Origin of the sequence: Carnobacterium sp. CS13, assembly GCF_016653495.1 — a bacterium.
In the GTDB taxonomy this organism is placed as follows: domain Bacteria; phylum Bacillota; class Bacilli; order Lactobacillales; family Carnobacteriaceae; genus Carnobacterium_A; species Carnobacterium_A antarcticum.
In genome coordinates, this window is sequence record NZ_CP067364.1 from 1,713,867 (window position 1) to 1,737,201 (window position 23,335).

General features: G+C 36.7%; 22 protein-coding genes. 2 read left to right on the forward strand and 20 right to left on the reverse strand.

Going from position 1 to position 23,335, the window contains the following annotated elements; all coding sequences use genetic code 11:
• Window positions 1-117: 117 nt before the first annotated feature.
• The 15 genes from neuC to map all read right to left on the reverse strand — a co-directional run bounded on the left by neuC (window position 118) and on the right by map (window position 16,980).
• Window positions 118-1,275 carry a UDP-N-acetylglucosamine 2-epimerase gene (gene neuC, locus JHE06_RS08150; protein ID WP_201088473.1) on the reverse strand — a complete coding sequence of 386 codons (1,158 nt, stop codon included), beginning with the start codon at window positions 1,273-1,275 and terminating at the stop codon, window positions 118-120.
• Window positions 1,272-2,273 (reverse strand): N-acetylneuraminate synthase, encoded by a 1,002-nt coding sequence (gene neuB, locus JHE06_RS08155; RefSeq protein WP_058918882.1) that lies wholly within the window; start codon window positions 2,271-2,273, stop codon window positions 1,272-1,274. The genes neuC and neuB overlap by 4 nt, the downstream gene beginning before the upstream one ends.
• Entirely contained in the window at window positions 2,266-2,907 is a 642-nt protein-coding gene (locus JHE06_RS08160; protein ID WP_058918883.1) for an acetyltransferase, read from the reverse strand. The genes neuB and JHE06_RS08160 overlap by 8 nt, the downstream gene beginning before the upstream one ends.
• Complete coding sequence (locus tag JHE06_RS08165; protein WP_201088474.1) at window positions 2,904-3,947, reverse strand: nucleotidyltransferase family protein; 1,044 nt, start codon at window positions 3,945-3,947, stop codon at window positions 2,904-2,906. Before JHE06_RS08165 ends, JHE06_RS08160 begins: the two co-directional genes overlap by 4 nt.
• Window positions 3,948-3,964: 17 nt before the next feature.
• Window positions 3,965-5,125, reverse strand: a complete 1,161-nt coding sequence (locus JHE06_RS08170) for a LegC family aminotransferase (protein ID WP_201088475.1) — start codon at window positions 5,123-5,125, stop codon at window positions 3,965-3,967.
• 17 nt (window positions 5,126-5,142) lie between these two features.
• The gene (locus JHE06_RS08175; RefSeq protein WP_058918885.1) at window positions 5,143-6,120 is read right to left on the reverse strand and encodes an NAD-dependent 4,6-dehydratase LegB; all 978 of its coding nucleotides are present in this window, start codon (window positions 6,118-6,120) and stop codon (window positions 5,143-5,145) included.
• Window positions 6,121-6,331: 211 nt separating this feature from the next.
• A complete protein-coding gene (locus JHE06_RS08180) occupies window positions 6,332-7,720 on the reverse strand; it encodes a sugar transferase (protein ID WP_201088476.1) in 1,389 nt (462 codons plus the stop codon).
• A 126-nt stretch (window positions 7,721-7,846) separates the two neighbouring features.
• The gene (locus JHE06_RS08185; protein WP_236253485.1) at window positions 7,847-9,067 is read right to left on the reverse strand and encodes a hypothetical protein; all 1,221 of its coding nucleotides are present in this window, start codon (window positions 9,065-9,067) and stop codon (window positions 7,847-7,849) included.
• Between the two features lie 35 nt (window positions 9,068-9,102).
• On the reverse strand, window positions 9,103-10,251 hold the full coding sequence (gene wecB / locus JHE06_RS08190) for a non-hydrolyzing UDP-N-acetylglucosamine 2-epimerase (RefSeq protein WP_201088477.1): 1,149 nt from the start codon (window positions 10,249-10,251) through the stop codon (window positions 9,103-9,105).
• A 104-nt stretch (window positions 10,252-10,355) separates the two neighbouring features.
• Window positions 10,356-11,282 (reverse strand): glycosyltransferase family 2 protein, encoded by a 927-nt coding sequence (locus JHE06_RS08195; RefSeq protein ID WP_201088478.1) that lies wholly within the window; start codon window positions 11,280-11,282, stop codon window positions 10,356-10,358.
• A 27-nt stretch (window positions 11,283-11,309) separates the two neighbouring features.
• The gene (locus JHE06_RS08200; protein ID WP_201088479.1) at window positions 11,310-12,740 is read right to left on the reverse strand and encodes a lipopolysaccharide biosynthesis protein; all 1,431 of its coding nucleotides are present in this window, start codon (window positions 12,738-12,740) and stop codon (window positions 11,310-11,312) included.
• 1 nt (window position 12,741) lies between these two features.
• The gene (locus JHE06_RS08205) at window positions 12,742-13,824 is read right to left on the reverse strand and encodes a glycosyltransferase family 2 protein (protein WP_201088480.1); all 1,083 of its coding nucleotides are present in this window, start codon (window positions 13,822-13,824) and stop codon (window positions 12,742-12,744) included.
• 189 nt (window positions 13,825-14,013) lie between these two features.
• Window positions 14,014-14,928, reverse strand: a complete 915-nt coding sequence (locus tag JHE06_RS08210; RefSeq protein ID WP_201088481.1) for a YihY/virulence factor BrkB family protein — start codon at window positions 14,926-14,928, stop codon at window positions 14,014-14,016.
• 125 nt (window positions 14,929-15,053) lie between these two features.
• Window positions 15,054-16,106, reverse strand: a complete 1,053-nt coding sequence (locus JHE06_RS08215; RefSeq protein ID WP_201088482.1) for an acyltransferase — start codon at window positions 16,104-16,106, stop codon at window positions 15,054-15,056.
• Between the two features lie 121 nt (window positions 16,107-16,227).
• Complete coding sequence (gene map / locus JHE06_RS08220) at window positions 16,228-16,980, reverse strand: type I methionyl aminopeptidase (RefSeq protein WP_201088483.1); 753 nt, start codon at window positions 16,978-16,980, stop codon at window positions 16,228-16,230.
• Window positions 16,981-17,211: 231 nt separating this feature from the next.
• Between map and JHE06_RS08225 the strand changes: the two genes are divergently transcribed.
• Complete coding sequence (locus tag JHE06_RS08225; RefSeq protein WP_201088484.1) at window positions 17,212-17,664, forward strand: flavodoxin; 453 nt, start codon at window positions 17,212-17,214, stop codon at window positions 17,662-17,664.
• A gap of 43 nt (window positions 17,665-17,707) precedes the next feature.
• On the opposite strand, the gene JHE06_RS08230 is transcribed toward JHE06_RS08225, so the two are convergent.
• Window positions 17,708-18,250: a TetR/AcrR family transcriptional regulator gene (locus JHE06_RS08230; RefSeq protein ID WP_201088485.1), complete on the reverse strand. Its 543-nt coding sequence runs from the start codon at window positions 18,248-18,250 to the stop codon at window positions 17,708-17,710.
• Window positions 18,251-19,015: 765 nt separating this feature from the next.
• Here JHE06_RS08230 and JHE06_RS08235 point away from each other — a divergent pair.
• Window positions 19,016-20,254: an aminopeptidase gene (locus JHE06_RS08235; RefSeq protein WP_058918896.1), complete on the forward strand. Its 1,239-nt coding sequence runs from the start codon at window positions 19,016-19,018 to the stop codon at window positions 20,252-20,254.
• Between the two features lie 82 nt (window positions 20,255-20,336).
• On the opposite strand, the gene JHE06_RS08240 is transcribed toward JHE06_RS08235, so the two are convergent.
• The 4 genes from JHE06_RS08240 to JHE06_RS08255 are packed head-to-tail and all read right to left on the reverse strand — an operon-like array spanning window position 20,337 to window position 23,063.
• Window positions 20,337-20,762, reverse strand: a complete 426-nt coding sequence (locus tag JHE06_RS08240) for an OsmC family protein (protein WP_201088486.1) — start codon at window positions 20,760-20,762, stop codon at window positions 20,337-20,339.
• A complete protein-coding gene (locus JHE06_RS08245) occupies window positions 20,759-21,526 on the reverse strand; it encodes an amino acid ABC transporter ATP-binding protein (protein ID WP_201088487.1) in 768 nt (255 codons plus the stop codon). Before JHE06_RS08245 ends, JHE06_RS08240 begins: the two co-directional genes overlap by 4 nt.
• Before the next feature lie 13 nt (window positions 21,527-21,539).
• Window positions 21,540-22,184 carry an amino acid ABC transporter permease gene (locus tag JHE06_RS08250; RefSeq protein WP_201088488.1) on the reverse strand — a complete coding sequence of 215 codons (645 nt, stop codon included), beginning with the start codon at window positions 22,182-22,184 and terminating at the stop codon, window positions 21,540-21,542.
• Between the two features lie 54 nt (window positions 22,185-22,238).
• Entirely contained in the window at window positions 22,239-23,063 is an 825-nt protein-coding gene (locus tag JHE06_RS08255) for a substrate-binding periplasmic protein (RefSeq protein WP_201088489.1), read from the reverse strand.
• Window positions 23,064-23,335: the final 272 nt, after the last annotated feature.

Sequence of the window (23,335 nt, forward strand, 5' to 3'; positions counted from 1 at the left end):
GATTTCATTTCACCTTTCTATAATGTTCTCTATAAAGATATATAAATTCTAACAGCAAGAAGAGGAAGTTGCGATACATAACTTCCTCTTATGCAAGCATATTTATTTAAGCAGCTATTAAATAGTATGAAAGGATTTTTTCAGTGATATATCTTTGGAAAGAGAGTCACGGATGGATTTTATTATTTTTTCGCTAACCTTTCCATCACCATAAGGATTCTCCATTTTTTTTAATTGTGCATGAAAACCGACTGATAACGCTAAGTGAATAGCTTTATCGATAGCTTCTTTTTTAGGTTCACAATCAATAACGGACTCTGCCTGCATCCTGCCTTTTTGGCGATCGCCAATATTAACAGTCGGTATTTTGAATGAAGGAGCTTCAATAATACCGCTTGATGAATTGCCGATCACAGCAGATGCCAACTTCATTGCACTCAAATAACGCAATTGTCCCATTGAAGTAAACGCTAGAGATTTAGCAGAATGAAGTTTAGTATAGTCATCAATCAGCTGATTGATGATTCTTCCATCTGTATCTGAATTAGCTTTAGTAAAAATGATTGTTGCATCTTCTACTATATCTAACGCTTCTAACAACTCTGTAAACTGAGCAGCTGATGTTTTATTTTCAAGCGTGACCGGATGAAAGGTGACTAATAATAACCGCTTATTGAATGTTATGCCAAGACTCGCTTCCAATTCTGCTTTCGTCATTAAAGGCATTTTAACAATGTTTTCAATACCTATAGCTCCGACATTAAAGACACGCTCAGGTTGTTCCCCAAGTTGGATCACTCGTTTACGATACTCTTCAGCACTCGTAAAATGCAACCAGCTCATTTTAGTGATTGCATGCCTAAATGCTTCGTCAAAAGCGCCTTCCGTGGTTTCTCCACCATGCAGATGAGAAATGGGAATACGTGCGGCAGAAGCTGCTGCTGCTGCTGCGAACGTTTCGTAACGGTCTCCCAATAATATCACCATATCTGGCTGCAAGCGTTCAAAACTTTCAGAAAAGCCAATCATTCCAAGACCCATCGATTTTGAAATACCGACAGGTGTATCCGAACTTAACAAGATATCCACTTTTTCGTTAATGACGTAACCGTCTGCTTCAATCAGTTTATAAGTTAAACCAAATTCTGGTGATAAATGCATACCTGTCACCAACAATTGTAATTCTAAATCTTCAGCTTGTTTTATTTGCTCAAGCAAAGGCATCAATAGACCATACTCAGCTCGTGTACCTGTGACGACACATAATTTCTTCATCGTTTGATCAGCTCATCTGCTTGATAGTTTTTAGTTGCTTTTGTCCCAATGATCTCATCCCATAACATCGGTGAGATCCCTGTTCCTGGACGTTTGATTTCCAAGTTTTCTTCAGTAAAAACCTCTCCGCTTGCAATAGCGGTTTTCGAAACTAGGCTTTTGCGAGCAATTGCTTTATTTTTACGTTCAGATTGGGTCGGTGTCTTCACACCATTACCAAGTGCTTGTTCAATATTACGAATGCTGGTGACCATTTGCTTCAATTCGTCTGGTTCTAAACTCGCTTTATGATCAGGCCCTTCCATCGTTTTATCCAATGTAAAGTGCTTTTCAATAATGGCAGCTCCTAAAGCTACTGCTGCGATAGGCACTTCAATTCCTAATGTATGATCTGAATAGCCGACCGGGACTTTAAAAGCTTCTTTCATGGTATTCATCGCTGTTAAATTAACATCGCTCATAGGCGTTGGATATTCTGTATTGCAATGCAGCACCGTAATGTCTTTCGCTCCATTGTTTTTTAAGACCTCTAGAGCTTCTTCTATCTCGCCTAAAGTAGACATTCCTGTAGACAAAATAATTTTTTTACCTGTTTTAGCTGTTTTTCGTAAATAAGGCAGATTCGTAATTTCACCTGACGGAATTTTAAATATATCTAACCCTAAATCTTTTAACAAATCGATGCTTTCTAAATCAAAAGCTGAAGACAAAAACATAACTCCAAGGCTCGTAGCATAATCCATCAGCTCTTGATGTTTATCGTAATCCAGTTCTAATTTTTTTATCATTTGGTACTGATTTTCTTCATTGTTGCCTGTGTTTGCTACTTGGTATTCAGCTTTTTCAGCATTTACAGTAACCAGCTTGTCCGCTTTAAAACTCTGGAACTTTACCGCGTCAACGCCTGCTTCAGCACCTTTAGCAATCAATTCTTTTGCTAATTCAATACTGCCGTTATGATTAACGCCAGCTTCAGCAATAATAAATGTTTTATTCATGTTCTGCCTCCTTACATGGATTGCCATACGCCACTGCAAAGCTGCGTATGTTTCGAATAACCACGCTGCCCCCGCCAATGACCGTATGCTCACCAATCTCAATTTCTTGGATCACTGTAGCGTTGGTACCCACATGAGTATGAGCTCCAATCGTTACATTTCCGCTAAAAGTTGACCCTGGTGCCAAATGGCAATAATCACCAATGGTGCTATCGTGTTCAACGATAGCACCAGAATTAATGATAGCATTTTTTCCTATTTGAACAGATGCGTTAATAATTGTGCCTTTTCCTATAAATGTTCCTTCTCCTATCGTTGTTTCTCTTGAAACAATCGCTGTTGGATCTTGAATGATAGGAAATTGAAAACCAATTGTTTTAGCTTTCTCATATAAGTTTTGGCGCAATGCAGTATTTCCTACGCTGCCTAAAGTAATAAAAGCCAAGTGCACCCCTTTAACAAACCACTTTTCCATATCATCATCAACACCGATGATCTCAATGCCATTAATAAATGTTCCAACCTTTTCTGAAGTGTCTAGTATACCGACGACTTCAAAAGCAGTATTTTGACTAAGAGAATCAATGATACTTTTACAGTGGCCCCCGCCGCCGATTAAAAGAAGCTGCTTCATCCGTTTACACCTAAACTTTCAATCATGTTCTCCATCTCTTTGATCTGTCCCATATCCAACCAAGAGTTTTCACTCACGGGGAAAACACCGACTTTGAGTCCGGCATTTTTAGCTGCCATAATAACATCGGGTAAGTCTGCGAATTCATCGTCCGGTACAAAGCCAAGAACTGAAGGCTCCATAACGTACATACCCGTATTAATAAGATGGCTGTATTCAGGTTTTTCGACGGTATTTTCTAATAATCCGTCTTTATCTAATTGCAATACGCCATAGGGAATTTGTGTGATTTTAAGAGATGCGACAAACGTGATATCGTGTTTATTCTTTTTATGAAAATCCACAATATCTGTGTAATCAGCATCAACTAAAATATCACAATTTGAAACAAAAAACGTTTCTTTTAATTGTTCCCGCATCAAAGACAAGCTTCCGCCGGTTCCCAGGGGTTTATCTTCATCTACATAGGACATATTATAGTCACGTTCAATTTCATTAAAGTACCCTTTGATCATATTTTTTTTATAATTCACACTGATGATAAAATCTGAACAACCGAATTCATGGAATTTATCAATAATACGTTCCATAATCGGTGTATCTCCAATTGGAATCAATGGTTTCGGCAAAATTTTTGTATAAGGATAGAGCCTTGTGCCTTTTCCTCCAGCCATAATAACGACCGGTGTTTGGATTTTTTTGCCGCGAACCAGCTCATGAGACTTGAACATGATATTGCGGATCGTGTGATCTTCATTTAAAACGGGTATGGAATCTACTTTTTGTTGTTTCATTTGGTCGATAGCTTTATCGGTGTCCTTTTTAAAAATAAAAATAGGATCAGCATTCATCGCTTCTTTTACCATTTCATGAATGGATTGGTCTTTTAAAATCCACCTTCTGATGTCTCCATCGGAAAGCGCTCCTGCTAGTTTATTTTCTGATGTGACATAGATGATTTTACGTGCGTTTTTATCCATTTTTGTCATCGCATCTTTAATGGTAAGTGTATCCTTTACAACAAAATCGTTGAGCTCCACAATATCTTCTCCCTTAGCTATAGAATTTCGTTCAAACATTCGGCAACGTAACGAACATCATCTTGTTCCAAGTTTGAACTGCAAGGAATATTCAGAATGTGTTTCACATAATAGGTTGCTTTCTCAATCTTATAAGATTGTGCGTTTAAATAAGGTTTTTGTTCATGGATCAATCCCCAAATTGGTCTTGTTTGAATCCCTTTTTCATGCAACGCCTGAATGATTCCTTGAATATCCGGGTCATTTTTGATCAGCAGTGCATAAAACCAATAATTTGGACGAATAGTCGCATCAAAATCGATTACCTCAACTTTTTCGTTTTGGTCAAACAATTCTTTATACAAGTCATAGTTAGCTTTTTTGGTTTCAATAAAACTTTCTAATTGTTCTAATTGTCCCACACCTAACGCAGCTTGCAAATTGGTCATGCGGTAATTGTAGCCTACAGCGTGATGGATAAAACTAGTCGTGTCATCTTTAGCTTGAGTAGAAAGATATTTAAGATAATCTAAATCTTCTTTTTTCTTAGCTACGACCATTCCACCGCCACCAGTAGTGATGATTTTATTTCCATTAAATGAATAAACACCAAAGTCGCCGATAGTGCCGGCATATTGGCCTTTATACTTGCCTTCAGTATAGTAAGAACCTAATGCTTCTGTCGCATCTTCGATCAGTTTAAGATTGTATTGGTCAGCAATTTCCACCAATTTTTCCATATCCATTAAATTACCAAACACATGCACACCGAGAATGGCTTTGATTTGGCGTTTTGTTTGATTATTCGTTAGAATGCCATCTGTAAACGTACATTCTTCTTTAATAAATTGCAGAATTTTATCTGGATCAATACACAATGAATCATCACAATCCATAAAGATCGGTTCTGCTCCGACATAACGGATAGGATTGACTGCAGCAATGAATGTCAATGTTGCCGCAAAAACTTCATCGCCTACACCAACTCCACTTTGAATCAATGATAAGTGAAGTCCTGCTGTACCACTTTGTACGGCTGCAGCTTGTTCAACTCCTAAATAATCAGAAATGTTTTTTTCGAATGTTTCGATATAACTTCCACCAGTTGAAACCCACTCATCTTTGACAGCTTGCGTAACGTATTCTAATTCATTGCCTTTGATATTTGGTACGGATAAAGGGATAAATTTTCTTTCCATCTTGGCAGCCTCCTCTATTAGATGTTATAAATATCAGTTTTGTAGCTATCCATATTGTCTTTCAAAAATTCAATCGTTTCAGCTAAACCTTGTTCTAAGGTGTACTGAGGTTTCCAGTCCGTTAAGCGCATGATTTTTTCATTTGATCCTAACAAACGATTTACTTCACTTTTTTCTGGTCGTAACCGAATATCATCCGTAATTATTTTTGCCTTTGGATTGATTTGGCGAATCATTTCATTTGCTAAGTCGCCGATTGAAATTTCTTGTTGTGTGGCTATATTGATTTCTTCACCGATAGTATTTTCAGCGTGCGCTAATGTAATAAAGCCATTTGCCGTATCTTTAACATAGTTAAAATCTCTTGTCGGCGTGATCGAACCTAATTTGATTTCTTCTTTTCCTGCTAATAATTGTGTAATAATCGTCGGTATTACTGCACGAGCAGATTGTCTTGGACCATAAGTATTAAATGGACGCACAATTGTGATCGGCATCTCAAAACTTCTATAGAACGATTCAGCAATACGGTCTGAGCCAATTTTCGTAGCCGAGTAAGGCGATTGTCCTTGGAAAGGATGATCCTCATCAATTGGAACGTATTGCGCTGTTCCGTAAACTTCAGAAGTTGAAGTAACTAACACACGTTTTGTTCCAAAGTCTTTAGCAGCTTGTAAGATGTTCAACGTTCCTTTAATGTTTGTATCAACGTATGAATCGGGTGAATGATAGCTGAATGGAATAGCAATCAATGCAGCTAAGTGATAAACCGTATCGATTCCTTTCATTGCTTCTCTTACTCCGTTCGGGTCACGAATATCCCCTGTAAAGACATCGATTTGACTTAATACGTCTTTCGGCAAACTATCTAACCAGCCCCATGTATTAAACGAATTGTAATAAGCAAAGGCTCTTACCTTTTCTCCTCTTTTTACTAATTCTTCTACTAAGTGGCTTCCGATAAAACCGTCAGCTCCAGTTACTAATACTGTCATTTATCTCTCTCCTTTAATTTATCTAATGGTATGATTTGCTTTTACTCACAAGAAAAATGAATCCAGTCAATTATAGCATATTTCACATTATATGTGGTTAGATAACCAAATATAATCCGAATTGTAATTGTTTATACTTTCAATAAAAGGCCTCAATCTCCAGTTAAACTGGAGGCTGAGGCCTTTTATTAGTTTTACAATCGCTCTTTTATTAATTTAATATTTTTATGTTGCTTGAAATACTATGATTTCCGTCTAATTCAGCTTCTTCATCTAATCCCTTAGAGGATACTTTATCAAACAAAATTTTAATGGTTTGCAACATAATTTTAATGTCTAATAAAAGTGAATATTTTTTGATATATAATAAATCAAAATTTAATTTACTATTAAAATCTGTTGCATACTTACCATATACTTGAGCATAACCTGTGATGCCCGCTCTAACATTATGTCTTAAATAGTAATAAGGGTTTTGCTCTTTAAATTGATCAACAAAGAATGGACGTTCCGGACGCGGTCCTACCATCGACATTTCCCCTAATAGAACATTAATTAGTTGGGGCAACTCATCAATTCTCAATGCTCTTAAATATTTCCCTATTGAAGTAACTCTGGCATCATTAGATGTAGCTAGGACTGGACCGGATTCTTTTTCTGCCGTAGCGCTCATCGTTCTGAACTTTAAGATGTTAAACTCAGAACCTTCTTGTGTAATTCGGACTTGCTTATAAAGAGCAGGTCCTTTAGAAGTTGCTTTCACTAAAAGAGCCGTGATCAGCATAATAGGTGAGGTAATAATGATGAGAACAAGTGAGAATAAAATATCCACGATTCGTTTGATGGCATCGTCTTCAGCCGGTATTTTGAATTGTGAAACTTCAATAATGCTCTCGTCTTCAATATTCATAATATTTGGATTCACCATAATCAAGTTTTCAAAGCTCGTATTCAAAAACAACTTTTTATCGCTTTGCATCAATAATTCATAGACTTTTGTTTTTTCTTGATCCTTGATTTTGCTAGCTAAATAAACAATATCGACTTCTTCTAAATGAGCTGCAACATTTTCAGAATAATTGGATAGGACTGCCAACGTTACTTTATGGCGTTTGCTTTTTGAATTTTCAAAGTTAAAGACAGCTGACTTAACATCTTCTTCAAAACCAACCACCATAACTTTTTTACTGCCGCTAAACTTCTCATATATTTTATAAACGACCACTCGCCAAATAAATAAAACTAATGTGCTCACTACTAAGTTAATAATCAGCACTGATCTGGGAAAAGCAAACCATCTACCTGCAAAAGTAACCGCCATGATTGCTAACGTTAAGATGACTTGGATGATAATCGTAATGTACAAAAAATCGGTCATTGATTTGTTGTATAAAATATAGACTCCAAATAAAATATTCAGAAAAATAAACGTTAAAACGATAAAAACAAATGAATTCGTATAAGTCTCGTAATTTCTATCTGGAACGGCATTGCCGAATTTCAAATAAAAAGAAAGAAGCATGGAAAAATGCAATAGTAAAATATCCATTACACCTATGACGACTTTTTTTGTTTTGCTGAACCTTTCTTCTTGTACCATAAATGTTTCCTCCAATAAAAATACTCTTAATATACTGATGTCTTACAACTCATTCATATTATCACAATCTTTCCTGTTAAACAAAGGAGAACATACAATTATTCTTCGAACTGTTTTAGGCAAATCTTACGACTTTGAAAATTTATTCTTATTTTTATTAAATAAGCCTACATTATTCCCCATATAAATGAGCAATAATAAAATAAATATCCAAAATTCCGGTGATAAATAACCGCCTTTTTGAAAATTTAATAGGATAAACAAAATACCCATTTTAAAGTTCGTCATTAAAACATAAACCGAAAATAAACAAAATAATAGAAAAGCGCCTAATCCTACATCCGACAAAATATAAGCATAAATATTCCAAATGGATGGAGTATGCCCAATCCCATTTCCCATAAATAGGTGTTTGCGATTTACATATTGCCAGCTTTCCCATAATCTGCCTCTTGTTGAATTATCCGCACCTGATAAAATGGCTGCTGTCCGGTCAATAATGGTTACTTGGATAATATCCCACGCTAGGACAGTCAGAATAACCACTGCCAATAAGCAGATAATAAGAAACCCGTTTACTTTTATTTTTTTTATTGTTTTTAAACGAATAAAATGCATAGCTTGTATTCCCAACATAACTGCTATGGCGCTATAAGAAAAAGTCAGAATAATCGTTAATGTAATCAATAAGTTAATGTATTTATTGATTATTACGTTCTTTTTATTAAAATAATTTAGACCCAGCATAATGTTTAAATAATAACCTAAATAAGAAGGTTCTGAAAAAATGCTTCTTGTCCTGAAAATATTTTCTATGCCATCATATAAATAACTTGTTTCATCTGTTCGTGTCAATTTCCAAAAGAACTCATAAGGAAGCTTTCCGTCCAAGTAAAGTGCAATTGTTATGTAAATGCCGATCATACAAATGACAATCGCAACAATATTGAGTGTTTTTAAAAGAAGTGCTTCTAAAGCATTTTTTTTAATGAAATTGTAAACTCCTGCAACAAAAAAGGCATAATAAGCGACTTTTATAAAAGCTGCAATCCCTGTTTTTAAGACAAAGAGGTCATTATTAAAATAATTCATCAGGATGTTAACTGCTATGACTCCTAATAAAAGCAAAATCCAACCAAATTGTTTCTTTTTTATCCAATAATTTCCGCTTATGATCAAACAGGCTGCGATAAATCCGAATAGAAAATCACTCAACGAAAATATTCCGACCATCCAGTCCGTTACTGTAGCTGAAATACCTAAAGTAATCAACACGATTTGAGTCCAAATGGAGCTGTGCTTTTCATTGAAGAGCATCCATTTATTTATTAAGGTAGTTTTTTCCACCTGGCACCCTACTTTCACATGTGGTTGTTTTTATTCTATGCCCTCTCAAACGAGCCGGGTCTTTTAGATTGCTGGTTAAATAGAAAACCTATTGCTGCTACGATTCGTTGGCTGGCTAGTCCATCTCCATAAGGATTTTTTGCAGTCGCCATTAACGCATGGTTTTCAGCATTTTCCAACAGATTCGTCATTTCTTCAACTACCGTTTGGGTATCTGTCCCAATCAATTTTAACGTGCCTGCTTCGATGCCTTCAGGTCTTTCTGTCCGATCTCTTAGTACTAACACTGGTACCCCCAATGATGGAGCTTCCTCTTGCACCCCTCCAGAATCCGTCATGATCATATAGCTGTGATTGGCAAGATTATGAAAATCTACAACATCTAATGGATCAATCAAATGAATTCGTTTGTGCTCTCCTAAAAACTGTTTGGCAGCTTTTTGAATCACAGGGTTTAAATGTACTGGAAAAATAACATCTACGTCTTCGTATTGATCAACTACTTGACGAACAGCCTGGAACACGCGTTTCATCGGCTCACCTTGATTCTCACGACGGTGCATCGTCAATAAAACAATGCGTTGTTCCGAATCAATGTTCTCAAGCACTTTATGATGGTATCCCTCATGAATCGTTGCTTGTAAAGCATCAATAGCCGTATTTCCAGTAATAAAAATGGTGCTTTCATCCCGATTCTCTTTTAATAAATTATTTTTGCTTTCTTTCGTTGGGGCAAAATAAACATCCGCTATAACATCTGTTAATTGTCTATTAAGTTCTTCCGGAAATGGAGAATACTTATCCCATGTGCGCAGACCAGCTTCAACATGGCCGACTTTAATTTGATTGTAATAAGCCGATAAACTTGCTGAAAATGTTGTTGTCGTATCGCCATGTACCAAAACAATGTCCGGCTTAGCCTCTTTCATCACTTGGTCCAACCCAATCAATACATTAGCGGTAATTTCGGAAAGGGTTTGATTGCTTTTCATCACATTTAAATCATAATCTGGCTTTATCTCAAAAGTAGTTAGCACTTGATCTAACATTTTGCGGTGTTGAGCGGTTACTGTAACGATTGATTCGAATTGATCTGACTGATTTTCTAACTCTTTGACTAAAGGAGCCATTTTGATGGCTTCAGGTCGTGTACCGAAAATCGTCATCACTTTAATTTTCGTCATTTAATTTATACTCTCCTTATTGAAAACTACATTTAAAATCATTGTATCATGTTCGCTTATGTTTACTTATAAGGTTTTTATAAGATTATTCGCTTATAATTTTTTTAAACCCTATTCCGTAATTTTTGCAGCATCAAATAGCTTTTATCTTTTAATGTAATAGTTTTTATTTGCGTCATTTCGTTATTTTTACTAACTGCTTCAGATTGATTTTCTTTTAGACCATTATAAATTGATAGCATTTGGCGCTTGATCAACTTTTTTTGTTCCTTATTATAAGTGTCGCTTTGATACAACAGTTCTAATTCTTTGAATATCTTTAAATAAGAAGTAAACGAACGTAGCTGCTGTGCCGGACTTTGAATGGTCATAATCGAGTTTTCACGGTATCTGCGGTAATAATAAAAAGCATTAACGTAAACCATTGATTGGATAGAAAGGAATACCTGAGGGGTAAATAGTTCATCCTCGTGAATGATGTCTTCTCTAAACCATAAATCATGTTCCGTTAAGATGCTCCGCTTCATTAGGTAAAGGTAGACGGGTGAAACAAACGTTCTGCTATTGGCTCGAAAGCTATCTTCTTGATAGATTTTTTTTTCTTGTAAACGATGGCTAAAATCATAATAATCTTGATCAGCTGTTTTTTCCATTCCGTCTACAAAAGCTGCACCATTAAAACGAACCAAATCAGCTTGGCTCTCTTCCATCAATGAAACCAAGTTTTCCAACATGGTCAAACCAATATAGTCATCTGAATCAACGAACAAAATATATTTTCCTGTAGCTTTCTTTAACCCGCTATTTCTGGCTCCTGATAATCCTTTGTTTTCTTGTTCAATAAATAAAATCCGCTCATCTTCTAAATAATTCTTTACAAGCTGGTTACTGTCGTCTGTGCTTCCATCATCCACTACAATAATTTCAAGGTGAGGGTAATTTTGCTTCACAATTGAATCTAAGCATTCTTCAATATACGTTTCAACATTATAAACTGGCACAATGACTGAAACAATTGGATTATTTTTCATTTAGTTCTCCTTTATTTAGCTGATTCTTTATTTTTTCTTTAGGATAATATTTTTGATCAACTTCATCTCTCCCGTTGCTATCAGCCCAATACCGAATACTAGTACGAAGATAAGCCCTTTTAACGCCAAATTAATAAAATTTGCAAAAGGCAACTCAGGCAGCAATATAAACACAATAACTTGGGAGGCAGCCATCATGGCTGGTTTTACTAATATTTTAAAGAATTCTTGGTAATTGGAATTGAACATACGGTACATCAAGAGGTAATTGGTTTGCAAGAAATTAAGAGTGAACGCTACGACGAGCAATAAAGCTACCAGTTCTATTTTCCCTGTATAAATTCCTATAATCATCGCGGTTATATTTGTAATGGCTGTTAAAACTCCAGATACTAATAATAAATCCGTTCGATTAGCAGATTGGAAAATTGCTCCTGTAATCGTCAATATCAGTTGAATCCAAACCGAGAATGCTAAAACTTGGAACGTTTGGACACTGCCTCCCCATTGGTCGCCAAATAAAAAAAGAATGATCTCTTGAGAAGTAAACATTAAAAAGACTGAAAGAGATAATCCGATGGTCCCCAAAAACCGCGTCAACATTAAATAAACATTTTTTATCTTATCGATTTTGGTTTCATAATCCGACATGATCGGCTGAATAACCGGATAGATGACATTGGTTAAAATTTGATTTGGATATAACGATAATTGATACGATTTATCATAGTACGCTAATGCACTGGCTGAAAAAAATCGACCAATCAAAATTTTGTCTAAGTTGCCTGAAAAATAATTGATAAAGTTAAATATGAATTGATTTTTAGAAAAAGAAAATATTTTTTTTATCGGCGCCACATCCAATTTAAATTGCACTTTTAAGTTTGTTTTAAAATAGAAAACAAAAAACAAAAAGGCAGCTTTGATCGTATTGCTGATGATCAGCGAATAGTAACTAAAGCCTAATAGGGCTAATGTAATAGAAATGATTCCTGAAAGAACATTTGCAATAACTGTGACCATGTTCACTGTCATAAAGTTTTTTTCTCTCAACAACATATTTTGAGGAACCACTAATATGCCATAAAAAAAGACACATACTCCTAATACGATACTGATTGGAACATATATAGCATCATTGTAAAACAAACTGATCGGGTAACCTAAAAACATAAAAAGAATGCCCAATAAGATAGCTAGGTAAAAAGAAAAAATGAAAATGCTATTGATGTCTTTTTTAGTTAACTTTTTATTTTGAATGATTGCTGGGCCAATTCCAAAATCGGCCAGCATTTGGAAAAAGACTAAGAATACATTGACTACAGCGACAACCCCATACTCTTTGGGTGTCAATAGTCTGGAAAGGATGGCTTGTACAAGAAGCTGAACGATGACATTGGAATATTTTCCAATTGCACTATAAAATACTCCTTTTTTAAATTCATCGATTAGATTCATCCTAATTCAACTCCTTTGATTCTTTTTTATGAAACAACTTTTTTAAGAACAATACCATGGAACGATTTTTCTCTCCAACGGTTACTCTAAATTTCATCAAACGAAGAGCACGTGAATACTTTTCTTTTTTTACAAGCCTAATGAGAGCTTCGACAAATTTATTTTGCTCGTTTTCCATCCTTAGATTTTCCACTGCTTGTTTCAAACCTGGCTTTTTCATTACTTCTTTTAAATGTTCTACTTTTTCATTTTGATTTAACGGGCATTCTATAGACGTTAAATTTTTTAGTTCTAAATAAATGGAGTTCCAATATTCTCTGCTGATTAAATCAATATATTCGCTCTCTTTACCCCACATATCCATTAAAGCATCGAACTGTTGCGCTACTTTGTATTCTTGCTCAAAACGATTCTTCGTATAATGGTTTACAGCCGATCCTTCTCGGTAGACATAATGGTAATAAGCCTTTTCATTAAAGACAACTTTACCCAGATTACGATAAACAGCTTGATTAAACAAGGCATCTTCACCAATTTTCTGATTTGAAAACCGGTTCGCACTATTTTTTACATAATCTCGTCTGTATAACTTATTCCATAACGCATATGGCGTAAAGCGATAAAACTCTCTAAATCCGTTTCTAAACTGTGTTGCGGAAGTTGTCTCTTTTAGTACAGGACTTTTTACTGTGTTGGTAAAGTCACCGTTGTTGTTCAAAAATTCCTCATAAAAACCAAAGACAACTAAATCTGCTCCGCTTGATTGCGCCAGATTAAGATTTTCTTCAATTAAGTTTAACTCCAAATAATCATCCGGATCTGCAAAATAAATGTACTCCCCACATGCCTTATCTAATCCGGCATTGCGTGCATATCCTGCTCCAGCATTTTTTTGATTGATTACGCTGACTCGTTTATCTATCTTTTCGTAAAACCGGCATATTTTATCGGAATTATCTGGTGAACCATCATTGATCAAAATCAGTTCTATGTTTTTATACGTTTGATTTAAGACACTTTTTATCGCTTTTTCTAAGTATTTTTCTACATTGTATATCGGCATAATGATAGACACATCAACCATTTGCATTAACTCCTTTAATTCTCATGTCACAAGCTGTCCAAAAAATATTATAACATAGATGAATCGGGTTAACAGTAGCCCTTCTCTAACCTTAATAATTACAAACTTTGTTCGTTCATTACTTTTTAACGGCAAAAAAATAATGAACCGCTCACTGATCAAAGTGAACGATTCATTATTTTCCTACTTTTACTTTCTCTTCATCTTCCGATCAACATATCTACTGATACGGCTTTCTGCTTGTTTGATTTCACCTTCTAAATATACTGTGACCGTGGCATTTACTACTGCTCCTGAAGTTAACAAGGAACCTAATACATTTAACCACAACATAAAGACGATCAGCGTACCGATCATGCCGTAACTCAGCGTGGTTTTGGCAAAATAGCTAACGTAGATAGTGAACGCTTGAGTGATCAAGAGCCAGCCGACAGTCGAAAAAGCTGCTCCTGGTAAAACTTGTTTTAATTTGAGCGTGGCATTTGGCACAAAAAAATACAGCAGCGAAAACGCAAAAAACAAGGTAAACATCGTTACTGGCCAACGAACACTTTGGAAAGTAGACATGAGGCTTTCTGGCAATTGAAGCAAAGGCGTGATGTATTCCAAAATCGATTGCCCGAAACTAAAGGCTACCACTAACGTAATCAAGCCCAACAATAATATTAACGTAAATGTGATCGACGCCAAGCGAATAAAAATAATGTTTTTCCTTGGCTTGATTCCATAGGCTTTATTCATGCTGACTTGCATGGCATTCATGCCACGGCTGGCCGACCACAATGTCGCAATCGCCGCGATAGACAGTAATCCGCTGCTGCTCGAAGTAAATATTTGTTCGACAGTTGGTTTAAACGTATCTATTAAGTACAGTGGAATGGCATTTTCAAAATAAGGATAAAGCGCTTCTGCTTCTAAATTAAATAAAGGCAATAAATTGCCAATAACGATCAGTAAAGGAAACAGCGACAGCAGAAAATAGTAAGCAATAATGGCTCCTGAATTGCTTACTTCTGCTTCTTTGTACTTTAGTCGAAAAATCTCCAGAAATCTTCTCAAAGATTTCTTAGGAACTTTCCTTTTAACTCTAGACATGACGGACATTTCGGCGGCTCCTTTAAAAAGTAACATAAGTTCTTACCTATTGTACTGATTTTCAGTTCAAATGACCAGAAAACTTATTGAGTTTAGTTAATGCTGCTTTTTTGCTAATAATGGTTCAATGGGTCTTATAGAATAAATCGTTTTAAGAACGGTATTTTCCCCATTAATTTGATACAACCATAACTGATGAAAAAAACAACGAGTGCAATCAGCGGAACGGAGACGATCGGAATAACAACTAACGTATTCAAACCCCATTTCCACAAGAGAAATAAAATCAACACATGGATCAAATAAATGCCGAACGAATAAGTGGAGAATTCTAAGATCCATTTTTGAGTCCTTTCGGAAAAAGAACGGTGCTGACACATTTCTTTAACCAGCAAAAAGACTGCTAAACTAGCAAACAACACATTTGGTGTTAAGTACTCGTATAGCAACTTATACGGTTCTCCCGCTTGCAACGAACGGATACTGGTTTCAATAATGGTAGTCAGCACTCCTAACACCCCAAATGCATAAATGATTTTCTTGACTTTTTCAGAGAATGTAAAACGGTTTAAATAATAGCCGGAAAAAAAATAACCGACATAACCAAATGTGATGTCTAAATCTAGCCCGCGTTCTGGATTATCCATGATGGTAGTCGTTGAGCTGACTGGGAAGCTATTATAGGTTGGGATAATAAAACCGATCACAAAACAAAAAAGCAATAAGTACTCGATCGTTTTCTTATCTTCAGCTATTTTTCGCAAAAAAGGCACCATCACGTAAATTTCAACGATCCGAAATAAAAACCACAAATGAAAGTGTCCTTCAATAAAAGCCGTATACATTTTCTTCATTACATCCATATTAAGCGTTCGGTATTCGTTTAAGGTGAAAATTACTGCATACAAAGCCGACCAAAAAAGAAAGGCCAAAACCACACGAAAAATATTTTTTCGGTACAGCTTTTTAATGGGCACTTCTTTATCCGGATTCAAAAAGAACATGCCGCTGAGCATGAAAAACAATGGTACGCTCACTCGAGCTAAACCGTTATACCCATTTAACGTTTGCCATTGAGCGGTGTCAACAGCTGACAAGTCAAAATCGCGTGAAGAAATATGAATAACGATCACTAAAAAGACAGCGATTACACGAAGTATATCGGCATAAAGAATTCTTTCTTTCATCTATACAGCCCCTTCTTTGTCTCATTCCATTTAGTATACCAAAATACAAAAAAATCCGAAAATAACTGACCTTTCTCAGTTATTTTCGAATAAATGAATTGAAGTGAGTTAGATAAGCATTCTAATCTTTTTGCATTGTTAGAATTCTTGGACCTTCTTTAGTAATCGCTAAGGTATGTTCAAATTGGCAGCTCAATCCGCCGTCTTTTGTACGAGCTGTCCAGCCATTGTTGTCCATTTTTGATTTCCATGTTCCAGTGTTTACCATTGGTTCGATCGTAATTACCATGCCTTCTTTTAAACGAAGACCTTTGCCTGCTTCTCCATAATGAGGAACAGATGGTGCTTCATGCATGGTTGGTCCAATACCGTGTCCGATGAATTCACGAACCACGGAATAACCTTCTCCTTCAACGTAGGTTTGGATAGCATGGCCAATATCGCCAATACGATTTCCAACTTGTGCTTGCTCAATTCCTAAATAAAGAGCTTTTTTAGTAACTTCCAGCAATTTTTCTGTTTCTTCGGTGCTTTCACCGACAATATAGCTCCAGCAAGAATCAGACATGGCACCTTTTAAGTTTACAACCATATCGACTTTGATCAAGTCGTTGTCTTTTAGTACTTCTTTTCTTGGAAATCCGTGACAAATTTCATCGTTGATGCTGACACAAGTTGCGTATTCATATCCTTCAAACCCGATTTGTTCGGCGATAGCCCCGTGGTCTTCAATATATTTGTGTACAAATTGGTTAATATCCCAGCTGGTGATGCCGGGTTTAATGAAGTCACGTAAAGCTACGTGAACATCAGCTAATAACGCACCTGATTCAGCCATTGCGTCAATTTCACGTTCAGATTTTAATGTAATCAACTGTATTCCTCTTTTCTTTTAATTCGTTCACTTTGCTAACTAGCGAGCTTTGCTATTCTATTATAACTTATTTCTCGAAAATGTGAACCTCTCTTGGTTTTACTTTTATTTTTTTGTGTTTGTCGGCTTTTTTTGCCAGGCTTTGGCGGTTAATTTGCATTGCGGAAAGGGCTGATTTTTTGGTATACTTTGTACGAAGAAACTCGATGATGAGTGAGAGGATGAATGTCAGTGACAACTGCAATGATTGTATATGCAAGTTTAACAGGCAACACAGAAGAATGCACAACGATTATAGAAGAAGCTTTAGAAAATTTAGGCGTAGATGTTGAAACGGTGGACTGCATGCAAGCTGAACCGGAAGACTTTCTAGATGTGGATATTTGCCTCGTCGGTACCTATACGTACGGGAATGATGCGAACTTGCCAGATGAGATCGTGGATTTCTATGAAGAATTAGCTGAAATTGATTTAACCGGTAAAGTATTTGGGACATATGGTTCTGGCGATACTTTTTATGACAAATTTTGCCAATCGGTTGATGATTTTACGGAACGGTTCAAAGAAATCGGAGCTATCGAAGGTGCTAAAAGCGTGAAAGTAGATTTAGATCCAGGTGAAGAAGATATCGAAAATTTGAATAGCTTCGCAAAAAAACTCGTTGAAAAAGCAGCTGATTTATAAAAAAAAGTCGATTCCAATAAAAGGAACCGACTTTTTTGTTGCTTTAAATTGTATTAGCTATGGTGTTTTTCAAGTTTTCAGTAACAGTTTTTTCATCAAACTTCAAAAGTCCCTGTGCAATCAAAGCGGCAGTTCCGTAAACGACGATCCAAATTTCTTCGAAACGTTCTCTTTTTTCTGCCTTTGTAAGATTTTTCGTTTCATTGATTTGTTCAAATGCTTTGAGCATAGCTTCAAAAGAAATCTTATGCAAGCGTTCAGAGCCCAAATGGTCTTCTAAAAACAACGCTTTGAAAAACACCGTTTCTTCTTTTGCAAAATAAACAAAATTGAGACACGTATCTAAAATAGCATCCTCTGTCCGTTTTTTCGGATAAATCGTTTCAGCAAGATAGTCTTTGACTTTTATAAATAGTTCATTTTTAAGATCATCCATGTTTTTGAATTCTAAATAAATCGGTTGAGTGGAACAGTCCATTGTCTTAGCTATATTTCGTGCCGTAAATCCTTCGAATCCTTCCGCTTTTACAACAGCGTAGGCTGTATCAAGAATTTGTGATTTCATAATCGTTTTTTTTCTTGCCATTTTGATTCACCTCTTTTATCATTTCTATCTTCTTATCATTGACCCTAACCTCATTACCTTTTGCTTATACATCCTCGTTAAAGAAGGTGCTGGCATTCTTAAAAGAATCCTTGCAAGCGTCTGAGCAAATGGGATTATCAAAAACGAGAGTTTGATTGCTTTAATGTCTTGGCAAACGCTGGTAGTTCTTTCAGTAAGGAACAAAAACAACATTGTATGTTAAAACACCGGATTTCCTCTCCTTGAAATCCTATGGCTATTCTATCACTAATGTCATAAAAAAAAAAGGAATTTACTCTTCGGCTATTTTCCTCAATGTTTAATAGCTTTTCGTTGAATATTTTATTCTTTTTTTGTTTCTTAAATACATTTTTTGATTGAAATTTTCGATTGACATATTTGTGTAAAAACTTCAACCTAATTTTTATTTTAGCCGATTTTCAGTTGCTATTTTATTCAACACTAAACTTTTTTTAGTTTTAACACTAATGGTGCTTTAATTATAAACAGACTGCTTCTATAGATAAGTATCTTTTTTTGAAAAACTTTTCAGCTACAGCCGAAAAGGTCCGATCGAATCGGATAAAATTGGTAGTTACCGGATAACTGTTAAGAATAAAAAGAGCTCTCGATTTTCCTATCTTTACCAAAACATTTTAGGGTAACTCGTTTCAACAAATTGTTTCCGTTCTCTCGTTGTGCTATGATTATTTGGTGAACTTATGGTTTTATGAATCAAATAGATTGTCGGGAGGAAATGATAATATGGTATTACCAAATTTTAATGAGCTTTTAAACAAGTATGCATATGCGATTGTTAAAACAGGAATCAATGTGCAAAAAGGACATACAGTGATTCTTCAAACAGACGTTGATCAAGCGCCGCTTGCTCGTTTGATTACAAAAAAAGCCTATGAACTAGGGGCTAAAGAAGTTATTGTGAAATGGTCTGATGATATCGTGAACCGTGAACAATTCATCGGTACTCCGCAAGACATTTTGACCGATATTCCGCAATACAAAATAGATGAATCATTAGACATGGTTGCTAAAGGCGCAAGCCGTATCAGCTTACGTTCTTCTGATCCAGATGCTTTAGCTGGTGTAGACGGCGAAAAAGTTGCTGCTTACCAATCAGCTGTTGGAAAAGCTTTAAGCGAACAGCGCAAAGCGACACAAGCCAACAAAGTCAGCTGGGTCGTTGCCGCTGCTGCTGGTTCAAAATGGGCAGCTAAAGTCTTCCCTGATTTAGCAACTGAAGAAGAACAAGTAGATGCTTTATGGGATGCAATCTTCAAAGCTGTCCACATGTACGATGCTGACCCGATTGCTACATGGGAGCAAAAAGATGTGACGTTAAACGAAAAAGCAGACGAATTGAACAAAGAGCAATTTGTGGCCTTGCATTATACAGCACCTGGCACAGACTTGACTGTTGGCTTGCCCGTTAACCACCGTTGGGAAGGCGCAGGCAGCGATAACGTTCGCGGCGAACGCTTTATGGCCAATATGCCAACCGAAGAAGTCTTTACCGCTCCTGATGCAAACCGCGTTGATGGGGTCGTTAAAAGCACGAAACCATTAAGCTATGCTGGAACGACGATTTTAGATATGGAATTCACCTTTAAAGATGGCAAAGTCGTTAATGTTACTGCTGCAGAAGGCGAAGATGTTTTAAAACGGTTGATTGAAACCGATGAAGGCGCAGCTCATTTAGGTGAAGTTGCTTTAGTACCTGACCCATCTCCTATCTCTCAATCGGGCATCACTTTTTACAATACGTTATTTGACGAAAATGCTTCAAATCACTTAGCTTTAGGTTCTGCTTATGCTTTCAGCTTAATTGGCGGAACAGAAATGTCTGAAGAAGAATTGAAAGCAGCCGGTTTGAACCGCAGTACGGTACACGTTGACTTTATGATTGGTTCAAAAGACATGGATATCGACGGTATCCGTAAAGACGGCAGCAAAGTACCGGTTTTCCGTAATGGAGATTGGGCGTAATAAATTCAGCTTTAATGAATAGAAAAACCGGCTAGGAATATATAATTCCTAGCCGGTTCTTTGTCTCTATAAGAAATTGAGCTTACAGTTCTCTGGCTGTCTTTTCGCCATTTAGCACTACATCATAAGTGATTTCAGCATTTAATGAATCCGATACTGTGCAATATTTTTCTTCGCTTAAACGAATCGCACGCCAGATTTTACTGCTATCGACTGCTCCGTCTACTTCAAACGTAACGTTCATGGCAGTGAAGCCTTTTGGCGCTTCTTCTTTCCGAGTACCATCCGTAATGATTTCCAATCGTTCGATTTTATCCAAATGCGGATTCAAGATCATAGTCGCATCAATGCCGATACAGCCGGCTAAAGAAGCCAACAACATTTCTGTTGGTGTCGCGCCTTCTCCTTCGCCGCCGTAAGCTGGTGTAGCATCCATATTGAGTTCAAAACCTGAATCGCCTTTAGAAGTAAATTTCCGACCTTTGTTCCATACTGTTTTTACAATCATTGTTCTGCCTCTTTTCCATAATGTGGTTCTTCCATTTTCAAAAATTTTCGAGCACGTTCTGTTTGCGGATGTGTGAAAAAGGCTTCTGGTTCGCTTTGTTCAACAATGACGCCATCGGCCATAAAAATTACCCGATCAGCGACTTCACGAGCGAATTGAATTTCATGGGTCACGATCACCATCGTTCGGCCTTCTTTAGCCAATTCTTTGATGACGGACAAAACTTCATCGACCAATTCAGGATCCAACGAAGAAGTCGGTTCATCAAAGAGCATAACCGTTGGATCCATAGCCAACGCACGCGAGATTGCTACTCGCTGCTGTTGTCCACCTGATAATCTAGCGGGATATTCGTCTTTTTTGTCGGATAATCCGACTTGTTGTAACATTTTTTCGCCGATTTGATTCGCTTCGGCTTTGTCCATTTTCTTGACTGTGATCAACGCCTCAATCACATTTCCTAAGGCTGTTTTGTGCGGGTATAAGTTAAACTGCTGAAAAACCATGCCTGTATGCAGACGAGCTTCACGAATCTTTTTGGTGTATTCTTTTTTAGATTGCTGAGCGTTCATTATAACTCCGTTTACTTCAATACTTCCGGCCGTCAGTTCTTCAAGCCCATTCATACAACGCAGCAACGTACTTTTTCCTGATCCGCTTGGGCCTAGGATGACTACGACTTCGCCTGTATTGATTTGCAAATTGATATTCTTTAGGACTTCTAGCGTTCCAAATGATTTCTCTAATCCAGTTATTTTAATCATGTTAAAACCTCAACTATTCATATATTGACATACGTGCTTCTAACTTGTTCAATAGGAAAGAAAAAACGGTGCTCATGATCCAATAAATTACCGCGATGCCTAAGTAAAACGGCATATAACTATAGTATTGCGCAATCAGCAATTGAGCCGAACGCAACAGCTCCGTCACACTGATTACCGATACCAATGAGGTCTCTTTCAACATTCCAATAAAGGTATTCCCAACTGGCGGGATAGCGATCCGAATAGCTTGCGGCAAAATGATGCGACGCATTGCTTGCCAAGGCGTCATTCCCGTTGCATAAGCAGCTTCCATTTGTCCTTTAGGAATCGATTGTAAGGCTCCGCGAATCGATTCAGATAAATACGCTCCGTTGTTGACACTTAAGGCAATAAACGCAGCTGGTAATGGATCTAGACTGATGCCAAAATCGACTAAACCATAATAAATAATGATGATTTGCACCAATGTCGGCGTTCCGCGGATAATCGAAACATAGCCTCGCGCCACTCCTTGGATCACTTTATTGCCTTTCAAACGGGCGATTGCTACGATGATTCCGATCAGAGAGCCAAAAAACATCGACACCAAAGTGATCACTAACGTGTAATAAGCTCCCTGCAACAAGAAAGGGATATTTTGTACTAAAACTTCCATAAAAGAAGTACCTCTCTTCTACTGACTTGATTTTTATTTCATTTTGCTTCGGTTTTAGTTATCGGATGGTGCTTCACCGAACCATTTCATAAAGATTTCATCATACGTACCGTCTGCTTTGATATCTGCTAAAATCTTATCAACTTCTTCAATAAATGCTTCATTGCCTAATTTAACGGCCACTCCTGCTTGGTCTGATTTAACCGGTTCTCCGACCGCTTTGATTTTAAAGCCGTTAGCTTCGATGATCGGACGTAAAGCATACATATTATTGATCGTAGCATCGATTCGTCCAGCATCTAAATCTTTCAATGAAGTGATGACGTCGTCGTAAGTCCGAATGTTAAATTCGCCCACTTCAGGCATCAGTTCGTTACGCAAATACGTTTCATCATTGGTACCTAAACCTACTCCAATATCTTTGCCCGCGAAATCTTTAACAGAAGTGATTTCTGTGTTGTCTTCTGTTACAATAACTTTTACTTCATTGGTGATATAAGGTTCAGAAAACAACATTTCTTTTTTTCGGTCATCTGTGATCGTCATTTGACTAGCAACCATATCAAATTTCTCCGTTTGCAAACCTGCAACCATACCAGAAAATTCTTGTGAGACAAATTCAACTTTTACATCTAAACCTTTAGCGATTTCTTTCGCTATGTCAACATCAAAACCATCCATCTCTTTATCTTCATTGATAAAGTTATACGGTTGGTACGTTCCCATCACGCCGACTTTCAATACGCCAGCGTCTTTAACGTGCTGCAGCAAATCGCCGCCTTCGGTTGAAGTTGAACTGTCTTTTGTTGCAGAACCACAAGCACTGACCACTAATGCCAAAACTGCAATCCAGGCTACCATCCATTTTTTCTTTGTCATTTTTCTCATCCTTTTCTATTTCAGTTTTCAAGATTCAATTTTATCACATTACTAAAAGTAAGTACAGATATAGGTACCTCCTATTAAGGTACCACTTTTAGTCCGAGAAACTTCTCTAACCACCCATTTAACTTTCAATAAACTTTAGTTTGTTTTTTTAAACTATCATTTGTTATTTTTTTAATCAGTTAGGACTTACAATAAGAGAAATTCAGCCGATTAGTATAATAAGGCGAATAAATATAAAGGAGGAAACTGTCACAACCGTCTCT

What these genes read in the sequence shown, in the direction of transcription:
- neuC (WP_201088473.1), bottom strand. Translation starts at nt 1,275, where the DNA reads ATGAAGAAATTATGTGTCGTCACAGGTACACGAGCTGAGTATGGTCTA.
- neuB (WP_058918882.1), bottom strand. Translation starts at nt 2,273, where the DNA reads ATGAATAAAACATTTATTATTGCTGAAGCTGGCGTTAATCATAACGGC.
- JHE06_RS08160 (WP_058918883.1), bottom strand. Translation starts at nt 2,907, where the DNA reads ATGAAGCAGCTTCTTTTAATCGGCGGCGGGGGCCACTGTAAAAGTATC.
- JHE06_RS08170 (WP_201088475.1), bottom strand. Translation starts at nt 5,125, where the DNA reads ATGGAAAGAAAATTTATCCCTTTATCCGTACCAAATATCAAAGGCAAT.
- JHE06_RS08175 (WP_058918885.1), bottom strand. Translation starts at nt 6,120, where the DNA reads ATGACAGTATTAGTAACTGGAGCTGACGGTTTTATCGGAAGCCACTTA.
- JHE06_RS08180 (WP_201088476.1), bottom strand. Translation starts at nt 7,720, where the DNA reads ATGGTACAAGAAGAAAGGTTCAGCAAAACAAAAAAAGTCGTCATAGGT.
- wecB (WP_201088477.1), bottom strand. Translation starts at nt 10,251, where the DNA reads ATGACGAAAATTAAAGTGATGACGATTTTCGGTACACGACCTGAAGCC.
- JHE06_RS08195 (WP_201088478.1), bottom strand. Translation starts at nt 11,282, where the DNA reads ATGAAAAATAATCCAATTGTTTCAGTCATTGTGCCAGTTTATAATGTT.
- JHE06_RS08200 (WP_201088479.1), bottom strand. Translation starts at nt 12,740, where the DNA reads ATGAATCTAATCGATGAATTTAAAAAAGGAGTATTTTATAGTGCAATT.
- JHE06_RS08205 (WP_201088480.1), bottom strand. Translation starts at nt 13,824, where the DNA reads ATGGTTGATGTGTCTATCATTATGCCGATATACAATGTAGAAAAATAC.
- JHE06_RS08210 (WP_201088481.1), bottom strand. Translation starts at nt 14,928, where the DNA reads ATGTCCGTCATGTCTAGAGTTAAAAGGAAAGTTCCTAAGAAATCTTTG.
- JHE06_RS08215 (WP_201088482.1), bottom strand. Translation starts at nt 16,106, where the DNA reads ATGAAAGAAAGAATTCTTTATGCCGATATACTTCGTGTAATCGCTGTC.
- JHE06_RS08230 (WP_201088485.1), bottom strand. Translation starts at nt 18,250, where the DNA reads ATGGCAAGAAAAAAAACGATTATGAAATCACAAATTCTTGATACAGCC.
- JHE06_RS08235 (WP_058918896.1), top strand. Translation starts at nt 19,016, where the DNA reads ATGGTATTACCAAATTTTAATGAGCTTTTAAACAAGTATGCATATGCG.
- JHE06_RS08240 (WP_201088486.1), bottom strand. Translation starts at nt 20,762, where the DNA reads ATGATTGTAAAAACAGTATGGAACAAAGGTCGGAAATTTACTTCTAAA.
- JHE06_RS08245 (WP_201088487.1), bottom strand. Translation starts at nt 21,526, where the DNA reads ATGATTAAAATAACTGGATTAGAGAAATCATTTGGAACGCTAGAAGTC.
- JHE06_RS08250 (WP_201088488.1), bottom strand. Translation starts at nt 22,184, where the DNA reads ATGGAAGTTTTAGTACAAAATATCCCTTTCTTGTTGCAGGGAGCTTAT.
- JHE06_RS08255 (WP_201088489.1), bottom strand. Translation starts at nt 23,063, where the DNA reads ATGACAAAGAAAAAATGGATGGTAGCCTGGATTGCAGTTTTGGCATTA.